General features: G+C 68.2%; 14 protein-coding genes and 2 pseudogenes. 11 read left to right on the plus strand and 5 right to left on the minus strand.

All coding sequences use genetic code 11. The features are described 5' to 3' along the window. Nucleotides 1-201 precede the first annotated feature (201 nt). Both SNA_RS13375 and SNA_RS13380 read left to right on the plus strand, forming a co-directional pair. Nucleotides 202-1,665: a cation:proton antiporter domain-containing protein gene (locus SNA_RS13375; RefSeq protein ID WP_052808904.1), complete on the plus strand. Its 1,464-nt coding sequence runs from the start codon at nt 202-204 to the stop codon at nt 1,663-1,665. A gap of 290 nt (nt 1,666-1,955) precedes the next feature. Next, nucleotides 1,956-2,387, plus strand: coding sequence for a DUF5990 family protein (locus tag SNA_RS13380; protein WP_030063398.1), 432 nt, complete (start codon nt 1,956-1,958; stop codon nt 2,385-2,387). A 375-nt stretch (nt 2,388-2,762) separates the two neighbouring features. Here SNA_RS13380 and SNA_RS13385 read toward each other — a convergent pair whose 3' ends face one another. Beyond that, nucleotides 2,763-3,671 carry a transposase gene (locus SNA_RS13385; protein WP_420823480.1) on the minus strand — a complete coding sequence of 303 codons (909 nt, stop codon included), beginning with the start codon at nt 3,669-3,671 and terminating at the stop codon, nt 2,763-2,765. Further along, nucleotides 3,614-4,078: a hypothetical protein gene (locus tag SNA_RS45155; protein WP_420823473.1), complete on the minus strand. Its 465-nt coding sequence runs from the start codon at nt 4,076-4,078 to the stop codon at nt 3,614-3,616. Before SNA_RS45155 ends, SNA_RS13385 begins: the two co-directional genes overlap by 58 nt. 556 nt (nt 4,079-4,634) lie before the next feature. Between SNA_RS45155 and SNA_RS13395 the strand changes: the two genes are divergently transcribed. The 4 genes from SNA_RS13395 (at nt 4,635) to SNA_RS41215 (ending at nt 7,563) form a co-directional block, all read left to right on the plus strand. Beyond that, entirely contained in the window at nt 4,635-4,940 is a 306-nt protein-coding gene (locus SNA_RS13395) for a hypothetical protein (RefSeq protein ID WP_051877078.1), read from the plus strand. Next, complete coding sequence (locus tag SNA_RS13400) at nt 4,933-5,979, plus strand: polyprenyl synthetase family protein (protein ID WP_030063402.1); 1,047 nt, start codon at nt 4,933-4,935, stop codon at nt 5,977-5,979. Before SNA_RS13395 ends, SNA_RS13400 begins: the two co-directional genes overlap by 8 nt. Before the next feature lie 21 nt (nt 5,980-6,000). After that, nucleotides 6,001-7,179 (plus strand): oxygenase MpaB family protein, encoded by a 1,179-nt coding sequence (locus SNA_RS13405; protein WP_044365127.1) that lies wholly within the window; start codon nt 6,001-6,003, stop codon nt 7,177-7,179. A gap of 261 nt (nt 7,180-7,440) precedes the next feature. After that, nucleotides 7,441-7,563: a hypothetical protein gene (locus SNA_RS41215; protein WP_420823474.1), complete on the plus strand. Its 123-nt coding sequence runs from the start codon at nt 7,441-7,443 to the stop codon at nt 7,561-7,563. Nucleotides 7,564-7,768: 205 nt separating this feature from the next. Here the strand turns inward: SNA_RS41215 and SNA_RS13415 are convergent, their stop codons facing one another. Beyond that, nucleotides 7,769-8,434, minus strand: a complete 666-nt coding sequence (locus tag SNA_RS13415) for a rhomboid family intramembrane serine protease (RefSeq protein WP_157879899.1) — start codon at nt 8,432-8,434, stop codon at nt 7,769-7,771. A gap of 823 nt (nt 8,435-9,257) precedes the next feature. Between SNA_RS13415 and SNA_RS43780 the strand changes: the two are divergent. Next, nucleotides 9,258-9,533, plus strand: a pseudogene (locus SNA_RS43780) (DUF3995 domain-containing protein); the annotation flags it as partial. A gap of 99 nt (nt 9,534-9,632) precedes the next feature. On the opposite strand, the pseudogene SNA_RS43785 reads toward SNA_RS43780, so the two are convergent. Beyond that, nucleotides 9,633-9,875: pseudogene (locus tag SNA_RS43785) on the minus strand (hypothetical protein); the annotation flags it as partial. A 296-nt stretch (nt 9,876-10,171) separates the two neighbouring features. On the opposite strand from SNA_RS43785, the gene SNA_RS43185 reads away from it, so the two are divergent. From SNA_RS43185 to SNA_RS13440, 4 genes are all read left to right on the plus strand, one after another. Continuing rightward, the gene (locus SNA_RS43185) at nt 10,172-10,726 is read left to right on the plus strand and encodes a hypothetical protein (protein ID WP_030062783.1); all 555 of its coding nucleotides are present in this window, start codon (nt 10,172-10,174) and stop codon (nt 10,724-10,726) included. A gap of 1,179 nt (nt 10,727-11,905) precedes the next feature. Beyond that, nucleotides 11,906-12,361: a sigma factor-like helix-turn-helix DNA-binding protein gene (locus SNA_RS45160; RefSeq protein WP_420823481.1), complete on the plus strand. Its 456-nt coding sequence runs from the start codon at nt 11,906-11,908 to the stop codon at nt 12,359-12,361. Next, nucleotides 12,330-12,794 (plus strand): hypothetical protein, encoded by a 465-nt coding sequence (locus SNA_RS38275; protein WP_420823475.1) that lies wholly within the window; start codon nt 12,330-12,332, stop codon nt 12,792-12,794. Before SNA_RS45160 ends, SNA_RS38275 begins: the two co-directional genes overlap by 32 nt. A 452-nt stretch (nt 12,795-13,246) precedes the next feature. Next, the gene (locus SNA_RS13440; protein ID WP_044365135.1) at nt 13,247-14,461 is read left to right on the plus strand and encodes an erythromycin esterase family protein; all 1,215 of its coding nucleotides are present in this window, start codon (nt 13,247-13,249) and stop codon (nt 14,459-14,461) included. A gap of 191 nt (nt 14,462-14,652) precedes the next feature. On the opposite strand, the gene SNA_RS13445 is transcribed toward SNA_RS13440, so the two are convergent. Continuing rightward, the gene (locus SNA_RS13445; protein WP_198535029.1) at nt 14,653-14,799 is read right to left on the minus strand and encodes a hypothetical protein; all 147 of its coding nucleotides are present in this window, start codon (nt 14,797-14,799) and stop codon (nt 14,653-14,655) included. Nucleotides 14,800-14,928: the final 129 nt, after the last annotated feature.

Here is a 14,928-nt window from a genome sequence, read left to right on the forward strand (position 1 = left end):
CCCTCGTCCAGCACGTGGGGGAGCAGCCCGACCCGGCCCGCTCCGACGGTGTGGGGCGCCCCTCCGGTCACTGCCCCAGGGCGCCTTCTGGCGCCGTAGCGCCGTTCTCCCGCACCGCCGCCGCCCGCCACATCCTGGAAACCCTGTGGGGCCTCCCCGCTGGTCCCCAACGAACAGACGAACCTCCGAGGGAAGTTGAGCGTGAAGAGCGTTTTCCGCACCAGCCCACGCAGGACGGCCGCGGTCATCCTGACCGGGGCGCTGCCCCTGGCATTGATCGGCCTTGTCGCGCACCGGGTCGCGGGCGATGCGCCGGGAGAGCCGTCCGCCGTGCCGGACCAGGGGCTCGGCACAGTAGGTCACTTCTTCCTCGCCGCTGCAGCCGTCCTCCTGGCCGGATACCTCGGCGGCCTGACTGCCGGCCGCCTCGGACAGCCCCGGGTGATCGGCGAGATCTGCGCGGGGCTGGCCCTGGGGCCAACCCTGCTAGGGCGGCTGAGCCCCGGGGCAGCACACTGGCTCTTCCCGGAGCAGACGCTGCCGATGCTGGACGGGCTCGCCCAGCTCGGACTGGTCCTGTTCATGTTCGGCGTGGGCAGGGAGCTGAGCGGAATGCGACTGCGCGGTACGGCGGCGCAGGCCCTCCTGGTCTGCCAGGCGTCGTTCCTGGTGCCCTTCGCCACCGGAGCCGCGGCGGCGGTCCCGCTGGCCGGGTACTTCACCGGTGGTGCTCACGACCCACTGGTGTTCGCCCTCTTTCTCGGCTGCGCACTGAGTGTCACCGCCTTCCCGGTGCTGGCGCGGATTCTGGCGGACCTGAGGCTGACCCGTACACGGCCAGGGCAGCTGAGCCTGCTGGCGGCCGCGGTCGGCGACGGCGCCGGCTGGCTGGTGCTGGCCGCGATCCTGGCCGGCCTCCACGGGGCGGGCCCGTCAGGGGTGATACGGAACGTGCTGATCGCCGCTGTGGTGACTGCGCTCTTCCTGGGGCCGCTGCGCAAACTGCTGGCCCGGTGGCCCGACGTCCCGCTCACCGCCGGGACACCATGGCGCGAACCGGAGGGAGGCGGGGCCACCGCCATGGTCCTGCTCGCCGCCGGGGTCGCGGCGATGTCGGCGCTGACAGCCGCCGTCGGCGTACATCAGCTCATCGGCGCCCTGCTGGTGGGACTCGCCTGGCCCACCGGGCACCGGCAGGCCACGGCAGTGGCCGACCGCCTCGCCGGAACGGCCAAAACCATTCTGCTGCCGTTCTTCTTCTTCGGCTTCGGCCTCACCATCGACTTGGGAGCGCTGAGCTTTGACGGGCCGACCGCCGCCGCGCTGGCGACGCTGCTCGTCCTTGCCGTCACCTCCAAGATCGCCGGCCCCGCGCTGAGTGCCCGCCTGACCGGCATGCCATGGCGGCCCGCGCTGGCTCTGGGCGTCCTGCTCAACTCGCGGGGCCTGACCGAACTCGTCATCCTCCAAGTCGGCTACCAAGCAGACATCATCGATCAGCGCCTGCTGAGCATCCTCACGCTCATCGCCCTGGCGACCACCGCGATGACCCGCCCACTGCTACGGCTCCTGGGCCCGGATGCCGTGGAGGCGCCCTGTTCCGCCGCCGGGTCGGCGCCCCCGACCTCCCGCAAAGCCCCGGAGCCGACCGCCGCGCCCCGCTGACCCGTCGCTCACGCGGCATCACGCCATGCGGGGCCCAGCTGGCCCCGCTGATCGCCACCGACGCCGTCCCCGGTGTGACCGGCAGGCGCACCGTGACCGAACTCATCGTCAAGGACCTCGGCCTCGGCAGCAAATCCCTGGCCGGTACGGATGTCTTCTCCCTCCCGTGCGCAAGGGCGGCCGGGTCTTCTTCCGGAACACCAGCAACGGACTGTAGATCGTCGCCAAGGCCGACAAGACAATGAGCCAAAGGTCATCAAGCGCCTCATGGAGATCGACGGAAAGTAGCGATGTACGAGATCAGTGACGCGGGCCCGAACTTCCCCGGCTACAGCAACATCCACGTCGCGGTCCAACGGCGGGACCGCAGAGACGAGCTGCTCGATCCGCACCCCGGCGACGCCTCATCCGCGACGTGGACGCTGGAGTGCACGGCGACGCCGACGGACGCCGGCCTCGACCTCAAGGGACCGTACATCCAGGGCCGCCCTGCAGGCCGGTTCATCTTCCTGTCCTGGGGCACCGTGGACGAAGCAGGCACCTTCACCCTGTTCCGCCGGGCCAAGCTGATGCTCGACGCCATCGACCCGGACACTGCCGTTGCTGCGATGGGCTCCGGACGACTGCTCGCACGCCTACGTCTCACCGACGCCAAGGGCCGGCCCCTTTGCGCCCAGGTCCGGCCACCACTCATCGAATGGTCCGCCACCGCTGCGGCCTGACTTCCGGGATTCTCCGGCTCACTGCCCGGTCGGCGGACCGGTCTTTCCTGAATCTGAGGCGCCGCCGAGCTCGATCTGCTCGGGCAGCAGCCGATTTCAAGAATCCGCACCAACGGGCGTTAGCCACTGCTGACACCCAACCCTCAGTACGTCCCGATGTCGCACCTGAGAGCCGTGCTGGTTGCTCTCGCTGACGACTTCCATACAAGGGCTGCGGCCTAAATCTCGATCCACCGGTCGGCTTGTGAAGTGATCTTCTGAGGTTGGCGGAGCGTGATGTTGGGGTTTAAGGCCGGGTTCGGGTAGGAGGCATTCGCTGGTCTGCCCAGCTCTTCCACGATTTCGGCTCCGGTCGGGCCCTGGTGGGCGAAGTGGTCAGGGATGTAGGGCTGCTTCGGGCGATGCGTGGACGGCGGCGAACAGCTGCGTCCAGGGTTCCTGCCAGGGCCATCGCTGCGGTAGGTGCACAGTCAGGCGCCGGGCGGAGCGGGCGATCCTGCCAGGGACACGGACGAGGTGAGCGCGCAGAGTGGCGGTGGTGGCCTTGGCGTGGAAGGCCGAGGCCAGGGTTCCTGCGGCCCGCAGCAGGTTGTAGGCCATGGCCCACAGGCTCAGCCAGGCGGCGTTGGCGTGGAAGTGTGCCGAGGGTAGGTGGGCCAGGGCGGAGGCTTTGCTGTCGGAGATGACCTGCTCGACGACGGCGTGGTGGCGGTGCTCCCGCTCCGCCTGGAGCACCGGTGCCGGGCTGTCGGTGAAGAACGGGTGGTAGCGCCAGACGGGGAACAGTTCGCCCTGTTCCCCGATGGTGGCGGGTTTGGCCAGGTCACGGACCCGGCGCACGATCAGCCAGGCGGTGACTTGGCAGCTCTTTTTGCGGTTCGCGAACGCGGTGTAGGCGGGTATCTCGGCGACCTGGGCATCGAAGGTGGGTTCGCCGGTGTCGGGATCGGGCACGGCGGTGGGACAGGTGATCTGCTGCCACGCCTCGTCCGGGATGGCAAGGACAGCCCGTTTGACGGAGGGGTTCATGCCGCAGGTGATGGAGAAGCGGGCGCCGGCCCGGCGGCAGGCGGCGATCACACCGGCGTTGTAGAACTGGGAGTCCGCGCGCAGGATGCGCATGCCGGTGCAGCCCGCCTCCTGGGCGGTGGCCAGCGCCTCGCTGACAAGCTTCGCAGCGCCGCCGGAGTCGGCAGCCTTGCCGCGTCGCATCCGCACGGCGGCGATCACTGGCCGGCAGGTGGGGGTGCAGATGGTAGCGAGCAGCGGGTGGAGCGTGCGGATGCCCTTGAACCGGCCGTACTCCGCGCCTTGCTTGGTTCGGCCGTATACGCGCCTGCGGCCATGCCGGCCACGATGCTGGTGACTTTGGCGTCCGCTGCGGCACCCGCGCTGTTCTTCGCCCCGCTCAGCGCCACCTTCTGCGCTGTCAAACGGGCGAGCCCGCACCGCTCGGCCAGCCGCATCACCGGGACCAGCCCGGCATACGCGACCAGATTTCTCCGAACCGGCGGGTCCAGCCGAGTGGGCCGAATCGTGAACCCGTCCTCGGAGTCGACCACTTCGAAGACGGTGTCCGAGCTGAACTCGCTTTTGATGACGGCGGACCTGTCCCTCTCGCTCACCGCCACGCGATAGGTGATTGCCTCCACCGCCTCACGGCCGGCTGATCTACTGTCAGGTAACGTCATGTCCTCACCGTACCGGCCCGGTGCACCACAGCGGTCGGGCCCAATCCGCCAGCCGGATCACCGCCAACAGACCCGCGTCCGCGATCAGACCCGCTCCGTCGAACCAGACAGAGACCGCCGAAACGGCATGGCCGCTTTCACCCACGAGATGCCTCGCCGATCGTGCGTGAAGAAGCCTTCGACAAGCCCATCATCACAAGTCACGAGGCATCTCTCACGTCCCCGCCACACATCTCCCAGGCATCACACCGGTGGATCGAGGCTAAGACCGCGTCCTACATGGCCAGTTGGCAGTTGTGCTGGACATGGGGAGCGGACGGTGGGGATGGATCGTTCCGGACAGCCTGTGGGAGATCGCGAGGGTGTTGCTGCCGCCACCACAGCCATTGATCGCTCACCGGCCCCTGCCGCCCCGCCGCCAAGAGGCCAGGCACCCATCGCACCCCACCCTCTGGACATAAAAACGATTGCCCACCATCCGCTCCCTCCCGCCGCGAAGATCGTTACAAGCGATAAGGCCTTTATCGGCTCACATCACACGGCAGGAGACCGACGCATGCCCGACCCCACCCAGGACCCCGCCACCGCGCCGCCCTCCACCTCCCTCGCGGCACTGAGCCAGGTGGGCCTGCTCGCCCTCGGCCTCGCCGACCTGGCCTTCGACCAGCTGCGCCAGCTCGCGGACCGCGGTCGGCAGCCAGCGCACCGCTCCGACCTGCCTCACCTCCTCACGGACGGCATGAAGGAGCTGCACGCCCGCGGCGAACTGGCGGCCCGCCGCGTGACGCAGGACTCCGACAACTACCTGGAGATGCTCGCCCGCAAGGTCGTCGCGCAGCGGAGCGCGGCCGGCGATGGGTGAGCCCGAACAGTTCAAACGGCGCGTGGACGCCTACCTCCTGCGCCTGGCGGAGCAGGAGTCGGCCCAGCTCCTCAAGGTCTCGACCGACCTGGCGCCGCTGTGCGAACAGTTACGCGGCTCCCTGGAACAAGGCAAGCGGCTACGCGCCGCGTTCCTCTACTGGGGGTGGCGGGCTGCGGGACAGCCGGACTGCGACGGCATCATCCGCGCGGCGGCGGCCATGGAGCTGGTGCACGCGGCGGCATGCACACACGACGACATCATCGACGACAGCCGCGTACGCCACGGCATGCCCACGGCCCACGTCGCCTTCGCCGATCGGGCCGTGGCCTGCGGACAGGGGCAAGGCAGGCCAGTAGCCCTGGCGATGATGCTGGGCGACCTCCTCATGGGCTACGCCGGCCAGGTCTTCGCCACGTGCGGACTGCCCGGAGCGTTCATAGCGCGCACGGTGCCCCTGTGGTCGGCTCTGCTGCGCGAGACCGTGGCGGGCCAGTTCCTGGAGGTGCTGCGCACGGGCGACGGAGTGCCGCAGGTCACGGAATCGCTGGAAGTGGCCCGGTACAAGACGGCCAAGTACACGGTCGAACGCCCTCTGCACCTGGGCGCGACCCTGGGCGGCGGCTCGGAGCGACTGCTCGCAGCCTTCACCGCGTACGGACTCCCGCTGGGCGAGGCGTTCCAGCTCAGAGACGACCTGCTGGGCACCTTCGGCGACCCGGCCCTGACCGGCAAGCCCAACCTCGACGACCTGCGGGACGGCAAACCCACCGCGCTTATGGCCCTCACCCTCTCGCTCGCCTCCGAGGACGACCGGCAGGCCCTGAGCAAGACGGTGGGCCGCCCTGACCTCGACGAGGGCGACGCGGCGCAGGTACGGCGCCTCATGGAGACCAGCGGCGCCTGCCAGAAGGTCGAAGACCTGATCACCGAACGGCTGGCACTGGCGCACCGGGCACTGGAGACCGTCCCCCTGCCCCGAGCCACGTACACGGCGCTGCGCGACCTGGCGACCACATCGGCCAACCGCCCCCTCTGACCAGAAAAGCGAGCATCCACCATGACCACCCCCACCACCCCCCGCTACACCGAGGCGACGCTCGACGCCCTGCGTCGGCAGGGCGACCCGCTGGCGGACGAGACCGTGGCCGCCATGTTCGAACAGGGACAAGTGCAGGACTTCAACACCCTCATGCGCTTCTTCAGCACTGCGGGAACCCACCTCCCCGAAGCGCTCCCGGCCTCCGCCGCGTCCTTCCTCCAGACCACCGGCATGCCCCCCTCCTGGGTGGACTGGGACCTGATGGAGCGCGCCCGGCTGTTCTTCATGGACAACGCCGCGCACATCAACACCGGCCTATCCTTCGCCGCGATGCCGGCCACGTACGCCATCCCCCGCGTGGCCCGGCTACTGGCCTCGACGCACTCGATGGACTATCCCTCGCGCCGCATGGCGAACACCGGCCAGTTCGTCACGTACCTCATGCAGACCAACGCCTTCGAGGAGGGCAGCAAGTTCATCCCGGCCGCCCAGAAGGTCCGGCTGCTGCACGCCGCGGTCCGCTACCACCTGACCCACTCCGACCGCTGGGACGTGGCGCAGGACGGCGTCCCCCTGTGCCAGGAGGACATGATCGGCGGTCAGATCTGCTTCTCCATCCTCGTCCTGGATGCGATGGACCGCCTGGGCATCCACATGAGCGAGGAGGGCGCGGAGGCGTACTACTACGCCTGGCGGGTCGTCGGCACGATCCTGGGCTGCGACATGGAGGCGGCCCCCAGAAACCTCACGGAGGCACGTGAGTACGCCGACCTCTACCTGCTGCGCAACCTCGGCCCGTCGGAGGACGGCGTACGCCTCAACCAGCAGCTGGTGAAGATGTACGAGGACGTGGTCCCCGGCACCCTGTTCGATCCGATCGTCTCCGCCACCATCCGCTTCCTGGTCGGCGACACCATCGGCGACTGGCTCCAGCTGCCCCGCACTCCCTGGGACACGGTCGCCAAGGCGATCCCGCACGTTCTGAACGTCCTGGAGACCATCGAGGACAGCAGCCCGCTGGGCGAATGGGCGCTCGACAAGGCGGGCAGCCTCCTGACCACCTTCGAGCTGGCCTCCCTCACCCGCGGCCGGGTCATGCAGTACGCGATCCCGGAGGAGCTGAAGCAGGAGTACGGCGTCCGCTCCCAGCGGTCCCGCACCCACCGCTGGACGCCCCCGGCGTCGACGGTGGTCTGACGGGCCCGCGCACCTCGATGGAGCCCGGCTACGGCCGGGCTCCATCGAAGAGAAGGGGCCCGCATCCCGGGGCCCTCAAAGAGCTCGACGCCGCCACTGCCCAGCTCGGCACTGAAACGAACCGCAGTTCCACAGCAAGCGGCCGGGTCGGCTCTCACACCGTGACTGCCGAGCGGCGAGATCCCGCTGACCGGGCTGTGCGGTGACAAGATCGCGAGCCTCCTTCCCTGCATGCGCGACCACGACGGAGGCCCGGCAGAGATGGCGACACCGTGGCTGGTCGAGCAGCTGAAGGCGGAGCGTCACCGGATCGACTGCTCGATCCAGGACCTGTATTACACACGCGAGGTCCTGGACGAGGTCATCGCGACGGCAGCGGGCTAGTGACCCGAGTCAGGAGTCTGTCGGTAGTTCTTCGTTCGCAGCTATCGGCCGCAGGCCCGCCCCTGACGCCGGATGCAGGCAGGCAGTTTCAGGCGAAGGCTGGGGGATTACGCACGTCGGGCGGAACTGCCCACGAATCTCCGGCGCAGGACACTGAGGATTGTCCCGCGGATCAGGCCGACAGTGCCATGTCCAGGTTTCGCGACTACACGGCCACAGCTCGCTCGCGGCTGCCCTCGGCTACGAGCGCGAAGGCGGCCCCCAGCACCACGCCGGTCATCACGCCGATGCCGTGGTTGTTCTCCATCAGGCACAGCACCACACCGGCGGCCGGCACGAGCACGGACAACAGCCGCAGCTGCCGTTGCCGACCTCTCAGCGCATAAGACGTCGCGAGAGCGCCGACCAGACCACAGATCCCCACCGAGTCACCCCCGCCGTGCACACTCCAGCCCACCGTGCTCACCACGTGCGCCGCCACGCCGGACAGAAGGAAGACCACCGGCATCCACACTGCACCCAGCCTGCGCTCGGCCACAGGCGCGACGACCGCGAGGGCGGCCAGGTTGAAAGCGAGCTGCCCCCAGCCCGACGTCTGCACCAGCAGTGCGGTTACCACCCGCCACCACGGTCCGTGGGGAGCCCGCTCCAGATGGGGCATGACACCGGGGACGACGGTCTGCACCACGGCCATCGCTGTCATCACGCCCACCAGGACAGCGGCGGCCCTCGGCACCGGCCGCCGCCACAGCGCCGCGAGCAACCGGCCAGGGCCGACCTGCTGGTCCCCCAACTGGTCGATGACAAGCCGCGAACCGGGTACGACGACAGCGACCGCGCAGCCGTACAGGACCAGAGTATGCATGTTCATGCCGCAATGGTGCCGCGCGCACTCTGCCGACCAACAGTGACCCCTGTGGTGGAACAGCCATGACATATGTCCTACGTGGGCCGGCAACGGTGGAATCGACTCGCCGGGCAACAGCGGCCTGAGCCAGATGTTTGCGGATGGCGCTTCGTTCGCCGCTATCGGCCGCGGGCCCGCTCCTGACGCCGGATGCAGGCAGTCTTGGGCGAAGGCTGGAGGATCACGCGCGTCGGGGCGGAACCACCCAAGAATCTCTGACCCAGGACACTAGTGTTCTGCGCCTTAATTCCTGAGTGTTATTTCTGCTTGGTTGTGGAGTCATTGTCAATAACCGTGGATTGGGTGCGCCGGGGTCATCGGGAACCACAAGCGAAACCGGCACTCCAACTTCATCGGGCGGACCTTTGGCGAGACCCACCGCCGCGTCAACTTCATCGGCCGCTTCCCCGGCGAGACCTCGTGCGTCTTTCTGGCCTTCACCGTCCTCGACCGCGCTGCGAGTGGCTGGCGCGGCTTCACCGCCCCCGCTGGCTCGAATCAACTTGCATATATGCGCGCCGACTTGCTGCGAGGCGCCGACGTGATCCACCTCGCACCCCGCACCCGCGTGTCCCTCACCCGGGCCGCGTAACATCATGCACACGAAGCCAGCCCGTGATTACCTTTACAACAGAAAATGAATGCGCCCCGCCGCGTGCCGCGAGAGATGAGTCTTTACGGCCAACTGCATGTGGGGGAGTGCTGTTGCCGCACACGCTTTGGCACTGAGTTGGAGGCACTGGATATTGTCCGCACTGTGGTCCCTATAGTGTTAGCGATTGTCCTCATGGTAATCGGTGTGTTGCACTTCATCTGGGCGTTCTCCCCCTGGCCGTTCAAAGATGTAGTGACGTTTACCAAGACAATTGGTGGCACCGATGATGACGTGATGCCGCCGGCACCGAGCACCATTCTGGTGGGTCTGGCGCTGATCGGTGGCGCCGTGCTCACCCTCATGGTCAACGAGTCCATCCCGGGGATCGGCCCGGACTGGCTGCGGTTGGTGGGCATGTACGGCCTGGCGGTGGTTCTGCTCGCCCGTGGACTGGGCGGATACTTCATGAACTCCGGAGCCGCCAGCGAATTCCAGCGGTTGAACACTTTCCTGTACTCGCCGTTGTGCCGCCCTGAGCGGCATCGTCGCGGTAGCCGCGAGCAAGCGTTAGCTTCCCGCCTTATGAAGCGGGAAGCCCCTGGCGGTGTCGGTGGTTGTGACTTTGGCCAGGTAGTCGGCGAGGGAATTGAGGATCTCGTCGGCGGTTTTCGTCCAGGTGAAGGGCTGCGGTTCCTCGTTCCAGGTGTCGATCCACGCGGTGATGTCGTCTTCCAGGGCCTTCACGGAGGTGTGGACGCCGCGGCGGATGAGTTTGTCGGTCAGCAGGCCGAACCACCGCTCGACCTGGTTCGGCCTCGCCCACAACGGCGACCGGCGCGAAGCCCTGCGCTCCCTCGGCCGCGCTGAAGACGCCCTGGCAAGGCCGACATAACCGATCCGCAGCCGTCCTGGATCGCCTTCTATGGCCCGGCTGAGCTGCACTCCCTCACAGCGATCGTCCAAGACGTCGCCGGATACCCCGCCGAGGCCGAGGCCGCCTCGTACCGGGCACTCTCCGCGTTCCCTGCCTCCTACCGCCGCAACCGCGCGAACACCACCGCACGCCTCGCCCTCGCGCAGCTCCACCAAGGCGACGCAGAGCAGGCATGCGCCACCAGTGGCGACGTTTCGCGATCATGGATGGCGACCCGCTCCCCGGCCGCATGCGCCAACTGATCGGCGACTTTCAGCGCGACCAGACCGAGGCCACCGGCATCACCGTTGGTGTCACCACCGGGGTGGAAGCCGGCGCCAGCTTCATGGGTATGGGCGCCTCCGCCAGCCTGGAGACCTCGATCAGTACCTCCATTGAACTGGGCTACACGCGCCGGTACAGCGTGCAGACCTTCCGGAATCGCATCGTCGCCGTCACCTACAACGTGCCCACGAACCACGCTGGCGCCTTGTGGTCCGACACTCACGAACTGCTGCCTATCCGTGGCAACAGCACCCTGGTCAGCCGCTCCAGCGTGCTGCTGCACAGCGGCTCTTACACCGGCCGCACCCACCCTCACACCCCCGACACGCCGCCCACCGTCGACCCCGTCCCCACCAGCGAGCAGATCGAAGCTGCCAAGGAGCAGGGCATCAGCCAGGAGCAGCTGGTGAAGGAACTGGCGAAGATCGACGCCGCCAGCTTCGTGACCGACGCCGGCAGCTGAAGCTCCTGTAGGCCCTGTTCTCGCATAGCTACGGCCAAGTGGCATCTGTGGCCGTCTGTAGCAATACGAGAACCGGGCCTACATCCGCGACAAGACCCTCGAAGGCCAGGAACCGCCCGCACCAACGGCAAGGCGATCGGCGGCAGGAAGGTCTCCAACGACGACATGCTCGCCACCGCCGTACGCTTACGGGACGAGGAAGCCCTCTCCCTCCGCAGCTCGATCCGGCCGCAGCGAGCATCTGGAGCTGAGAGCGACGCGCGGGGGCGTCGAGCCGGTCGCGCCCTGACGCCATGTGATGCAGATCACCGGAGGTCGCGCACTTTAGGGGTACCGGAGGTGCACGGGGTATTTGTGAAGCGAAAAGCACTGGTCACGGGAAGTGTTCGGGTTGTCGCTGTGAGTCTACTGGCTGGTAGGGGATGCGGCGTGAGTGCTGCCGTTGCGGCCGACCTGAAATTCCTCCGAGGCGGCCTCCACGTTTGGCTACCCCCGGCCGGTTAGCTGTTCCCCGAGGGTAGCGAAGTCCTGCGGCACACAGTCCAGTTGAGGCCCCAGGGGGTGGGGGCGGGGCAGTGCCGACGAAGGGAAGGAAACACTCTTGTCCAATCTACTCACCGGCGCGCTGGTCATAGCCACCGCTGTGCGCGTCTTCGCCTCCGACGCCGTGCGTCTGGCCAGGCTGGGGCTGGCGGCAGGCGTCCGGGTGGGGGCTGCCTCACTGGCTGACCACCGGCCCACCGACCACCCGCCCCACCGGCACCTGGAATTGCTGCTGCCTCGCGCGACCGGCGAGGAGGAAGAGACATGGCCGAGAACGAGGCAAGGACACACTGGACGGCGCCGGCGCCAGACGTGCGCGAATCCCCGCGGATCCCGGTAGCTTTCTGGGGTTTCCATGACCGCTTCAAGCGGGCCTACCGCAAGTACGCCGAACTCCACCTCGGCGACGAACGGCTCGCCGGACGGGTCGTCCACACCGTATTCCTCAGTCTCCTGCAGGGCTGGCCCCGCCTGATGGAAGAGGCCGGCCCCGCCGCCAGCGCCTGGGCCCATCTCAAAGAGACCGTCGACGACGTCCTCATCGCCCAGCGCCGGGACTCCGCCATGGCCGAGACGGCCGTCTTTCATCGGGTCGCCCGCGCAGTCCTGGAAGGCGCCCGGGACGAATTCGCCGCCATGGAAAGCAGCGTCGGACTGTATCCGGCAATCGCCCGCCTGCCAGGACGGCAGTTCGACGTCATGGTGCTGCACTACGTCCTCGACTGCAGCACCGCCAAAACCGCCGGCATCATGGGCATTACCGAAGCACGATGCCCACGTCTTCCCCGACGACGACCCCGACGGGGAAGAGGAAAGGGCATCCCGCCGAAAGCTGGAGGAAGGCTTCACCGACGCGGTACGCCGCGGCTTTGCATGGGGCGGCTGCCCCCAGCCTGCTCCCCTCCTGCCCCCCTACGGAGGGCAGTCGGCGCCGACGTCTCGCCGCGAACGGGCAGCCCGCCAGTTGCGGGCCCTGTCCGCCTGGACCATCCGCGGCCCGCACGCTGCACAGCACATCACCGGTCTCGCCACCACACACCAGATCGACCCCGACGGCGCCATGACCTTCGCCTGCCTGCTGTACCTGGCTGACCGCGATGAGCAGGCCGAGTTCCTGTGGCAGTTCGCCGCAGGCGCCGGCAAACCGGCCTCGGCCGAATGCCTGCACCTTCTCTACATCACCCGCGGCGAGCTGCGTCACGCCCGCCACTGGGCCTACCAGGCTTCCGCTCTCGACGCCGGCGAATCCCGCCCCGGCCACAGCGCCCCCGACCCGAGATCCGAGCCCGCGCCCTTGAACTCCCTCATGTTCCTGCGTGCCCTGCGCATCCTGCGACGACCCGATGCCGCCATCACGGCCGAACGCTGGAACACCGAATGCTTCTATATCCAGGCCGGAACCCTCTCCGGGCCCCTGACCGCGGCCGTCCAGAGCCTCACGGCCGAAGCCACTGCCGAGGCCGACGCTTTGCTGTGGCCAGACCTCGCACTCGCCGACCAACTCCACGAGTGCCGAGCGTCCTGACCTGCACGAGCCGACGGACTCCCGTCGGGGCCCGCACCTCCTGGACGCCACCGACAACGGCCATGCCTGAGGCCGACTGGGTGCGAAGGTCAGGCAGAGCTGGCGGCCGGGGGTGGGCCTCGGAATGCTGGGAAACCACTCGTAGTCCCTGACGTTGCGGCAGACCCACATGATCCGCGACGCTCTACGATCCAGCGCCGGGACAGCACGGCCCCAGGCGGCCAGGCCGCCTCCTGCCGGTCCTGCCCGGCCGCAGCGCGGAGCGTCGTACGCCGGGCGGGTGATTGAGACTTAGCGCTTCAGATGGCCCCTCAGCGGTTGAGTTGGCCCGGCTGAGCGTCATGGTTGACCCCAGACAGGCGTGACGGCCGACACCCCGCGGGCCAACCCGGAGGCCCGACCACACCAATCTCCTTGACCTCAACTGGACTTTAGGTAGGAGCCTGGGAGGCATGAACAACGACACCGCCGCTCCCCGTGGCTCCTTTCCTTCCCACACCGGGTTGACCGATCCGCAGCAAGCCGACGTCGGCCCACTGTCCGACGCCGCGCTCGATGAGCTTGCCGAGAGGATCGCCGCCGCGACAACGATCGTCGGCATCGGGGAGTCCACGCGATTCTCCCGGGAAACCTTCGGGGTACGGGACCAACTCTTCCGCAGGCTGGTCCAGCGACACGGGTTCCGGGCGCTGGCCATACAGGACAGCGTCAGCGTCGCCGCTGGCCTCAACAGGTACGTGCACGCAGGCGAAGGTGATGCCGCGTCCGCCCTCGACAGCGCCTGGCGTCCCTGGCGCACCGTCGAGATGGCCGCGGCATTGGAGTGGATCCGGGCGTTCAACCAGGAGCACCCGAACGACCCCATCCGGATCTTCGGCGTGAACCCCGTGCAGGCGCAACCCGAGGACTACGACGCCGTCCTGGATCACGTACGCGGATCGGCCCCGGAACGGCTGGCGGAGGTGGCGTCTCACCTGGCACCGATCCGGACAGCTCACCACACCGCGGAGCATGTGCAGCGCGCCCAGGGAATTCACCCGGGGCGCCCGTTCGCCGAGCATGCCCGCGACGCGCTCGCGCTGATCCGGTCGTTGCTCGACGCCGACCACGCCGACGGCATCCTGGCGCGGATGCGTATGATCGTCGACTTCCACGAACGCAGCGTCGCCGGGCAAGGGTTGTCCACGGACGATGTCGCCGTATGGGCTGGTGCCATCGGCGATTACCAGCGTCGGACCGGTCTGCGGGTGGTCTACTGGGATGGGATCGGTCACACTTCGGCAACCGCGGTGACCAGCCCGCTGGCTCCCGAGCGTGGTCCCCAGCCCAGCGAAGGCAGTCTGCTGCGCAAGTGGTACGGCGCGCAGTACGTCTCCGTGGCGATCGGATTCCATCACGGAGACCTCGGTGTCGCCGTGGTCCCGGAGCCGGCCGGAGATCTGATCGACGCGAGGCTCGGCGAGACGGATCTGCCCGCCCACTGGCTGGATCTGCGCCGCGAAGCGGTGCGTCGCCGATGGGACGGACCGGCGAAGGCGCGCGTTATCAGCGGCGTCTACGACCCGTCCCGCGACGCCGACGAGCACCTCGCCGTTGCTTCCCTTGCCGATGCATTCGACGTGCTCATCCACATCCACCGAGTGACCCCAGTGCGATGGTTGCCGTGAGCAGCACCCCACTATCGACCCCGACCCCGACGCCGAGGTCGGCAGAAGGCATGGAGCGTGCACGTCCAGGCTCCATACTCTTTGCGTGTCGGTATGCCTGCCCACGATCATCAGAGTGCGGAACGTGAGCTCTTGGCCGTTTCGTAGTTGAGGTTGGGGAAGGATCGCTGGTCGCGGGCGGGGGACGGCCCTCACGCGCCGGGGCGGGCGAACAAGCCGGGTTCGGGTTCGAGGAGGATGCCCCGGCTGACCAGGCGCTTCAGCTTGGACCGGATGCCTTCGGTGTTCTTCGGGAGAATCGGCAGGTCGAGGGCCTGGCAGAGGTCGCGGGCGCGCATCGGTCGGCCCGTGTCGGCCAGGGCGGTGAGGATCTGCTGGTAGGCGGGGTGCTCCGGTATATCGGGGCGGTCCGGCTCGGCGGCGGGGCGGTGGAGGGTTGCCGGCAGCGCTGGTCATCAGCGTGGCTA

The organism is Streptomyces natalensis ATCC 27448 (assembly GCF_000935125.1).
GTDB classification, from domain to species: domain Bacteria; phylum Actinomycetota; class Actinomycetes; order Streptomycetales; family Streptomycetaceae; genus Streptomyces; species Streptomyces natalensis.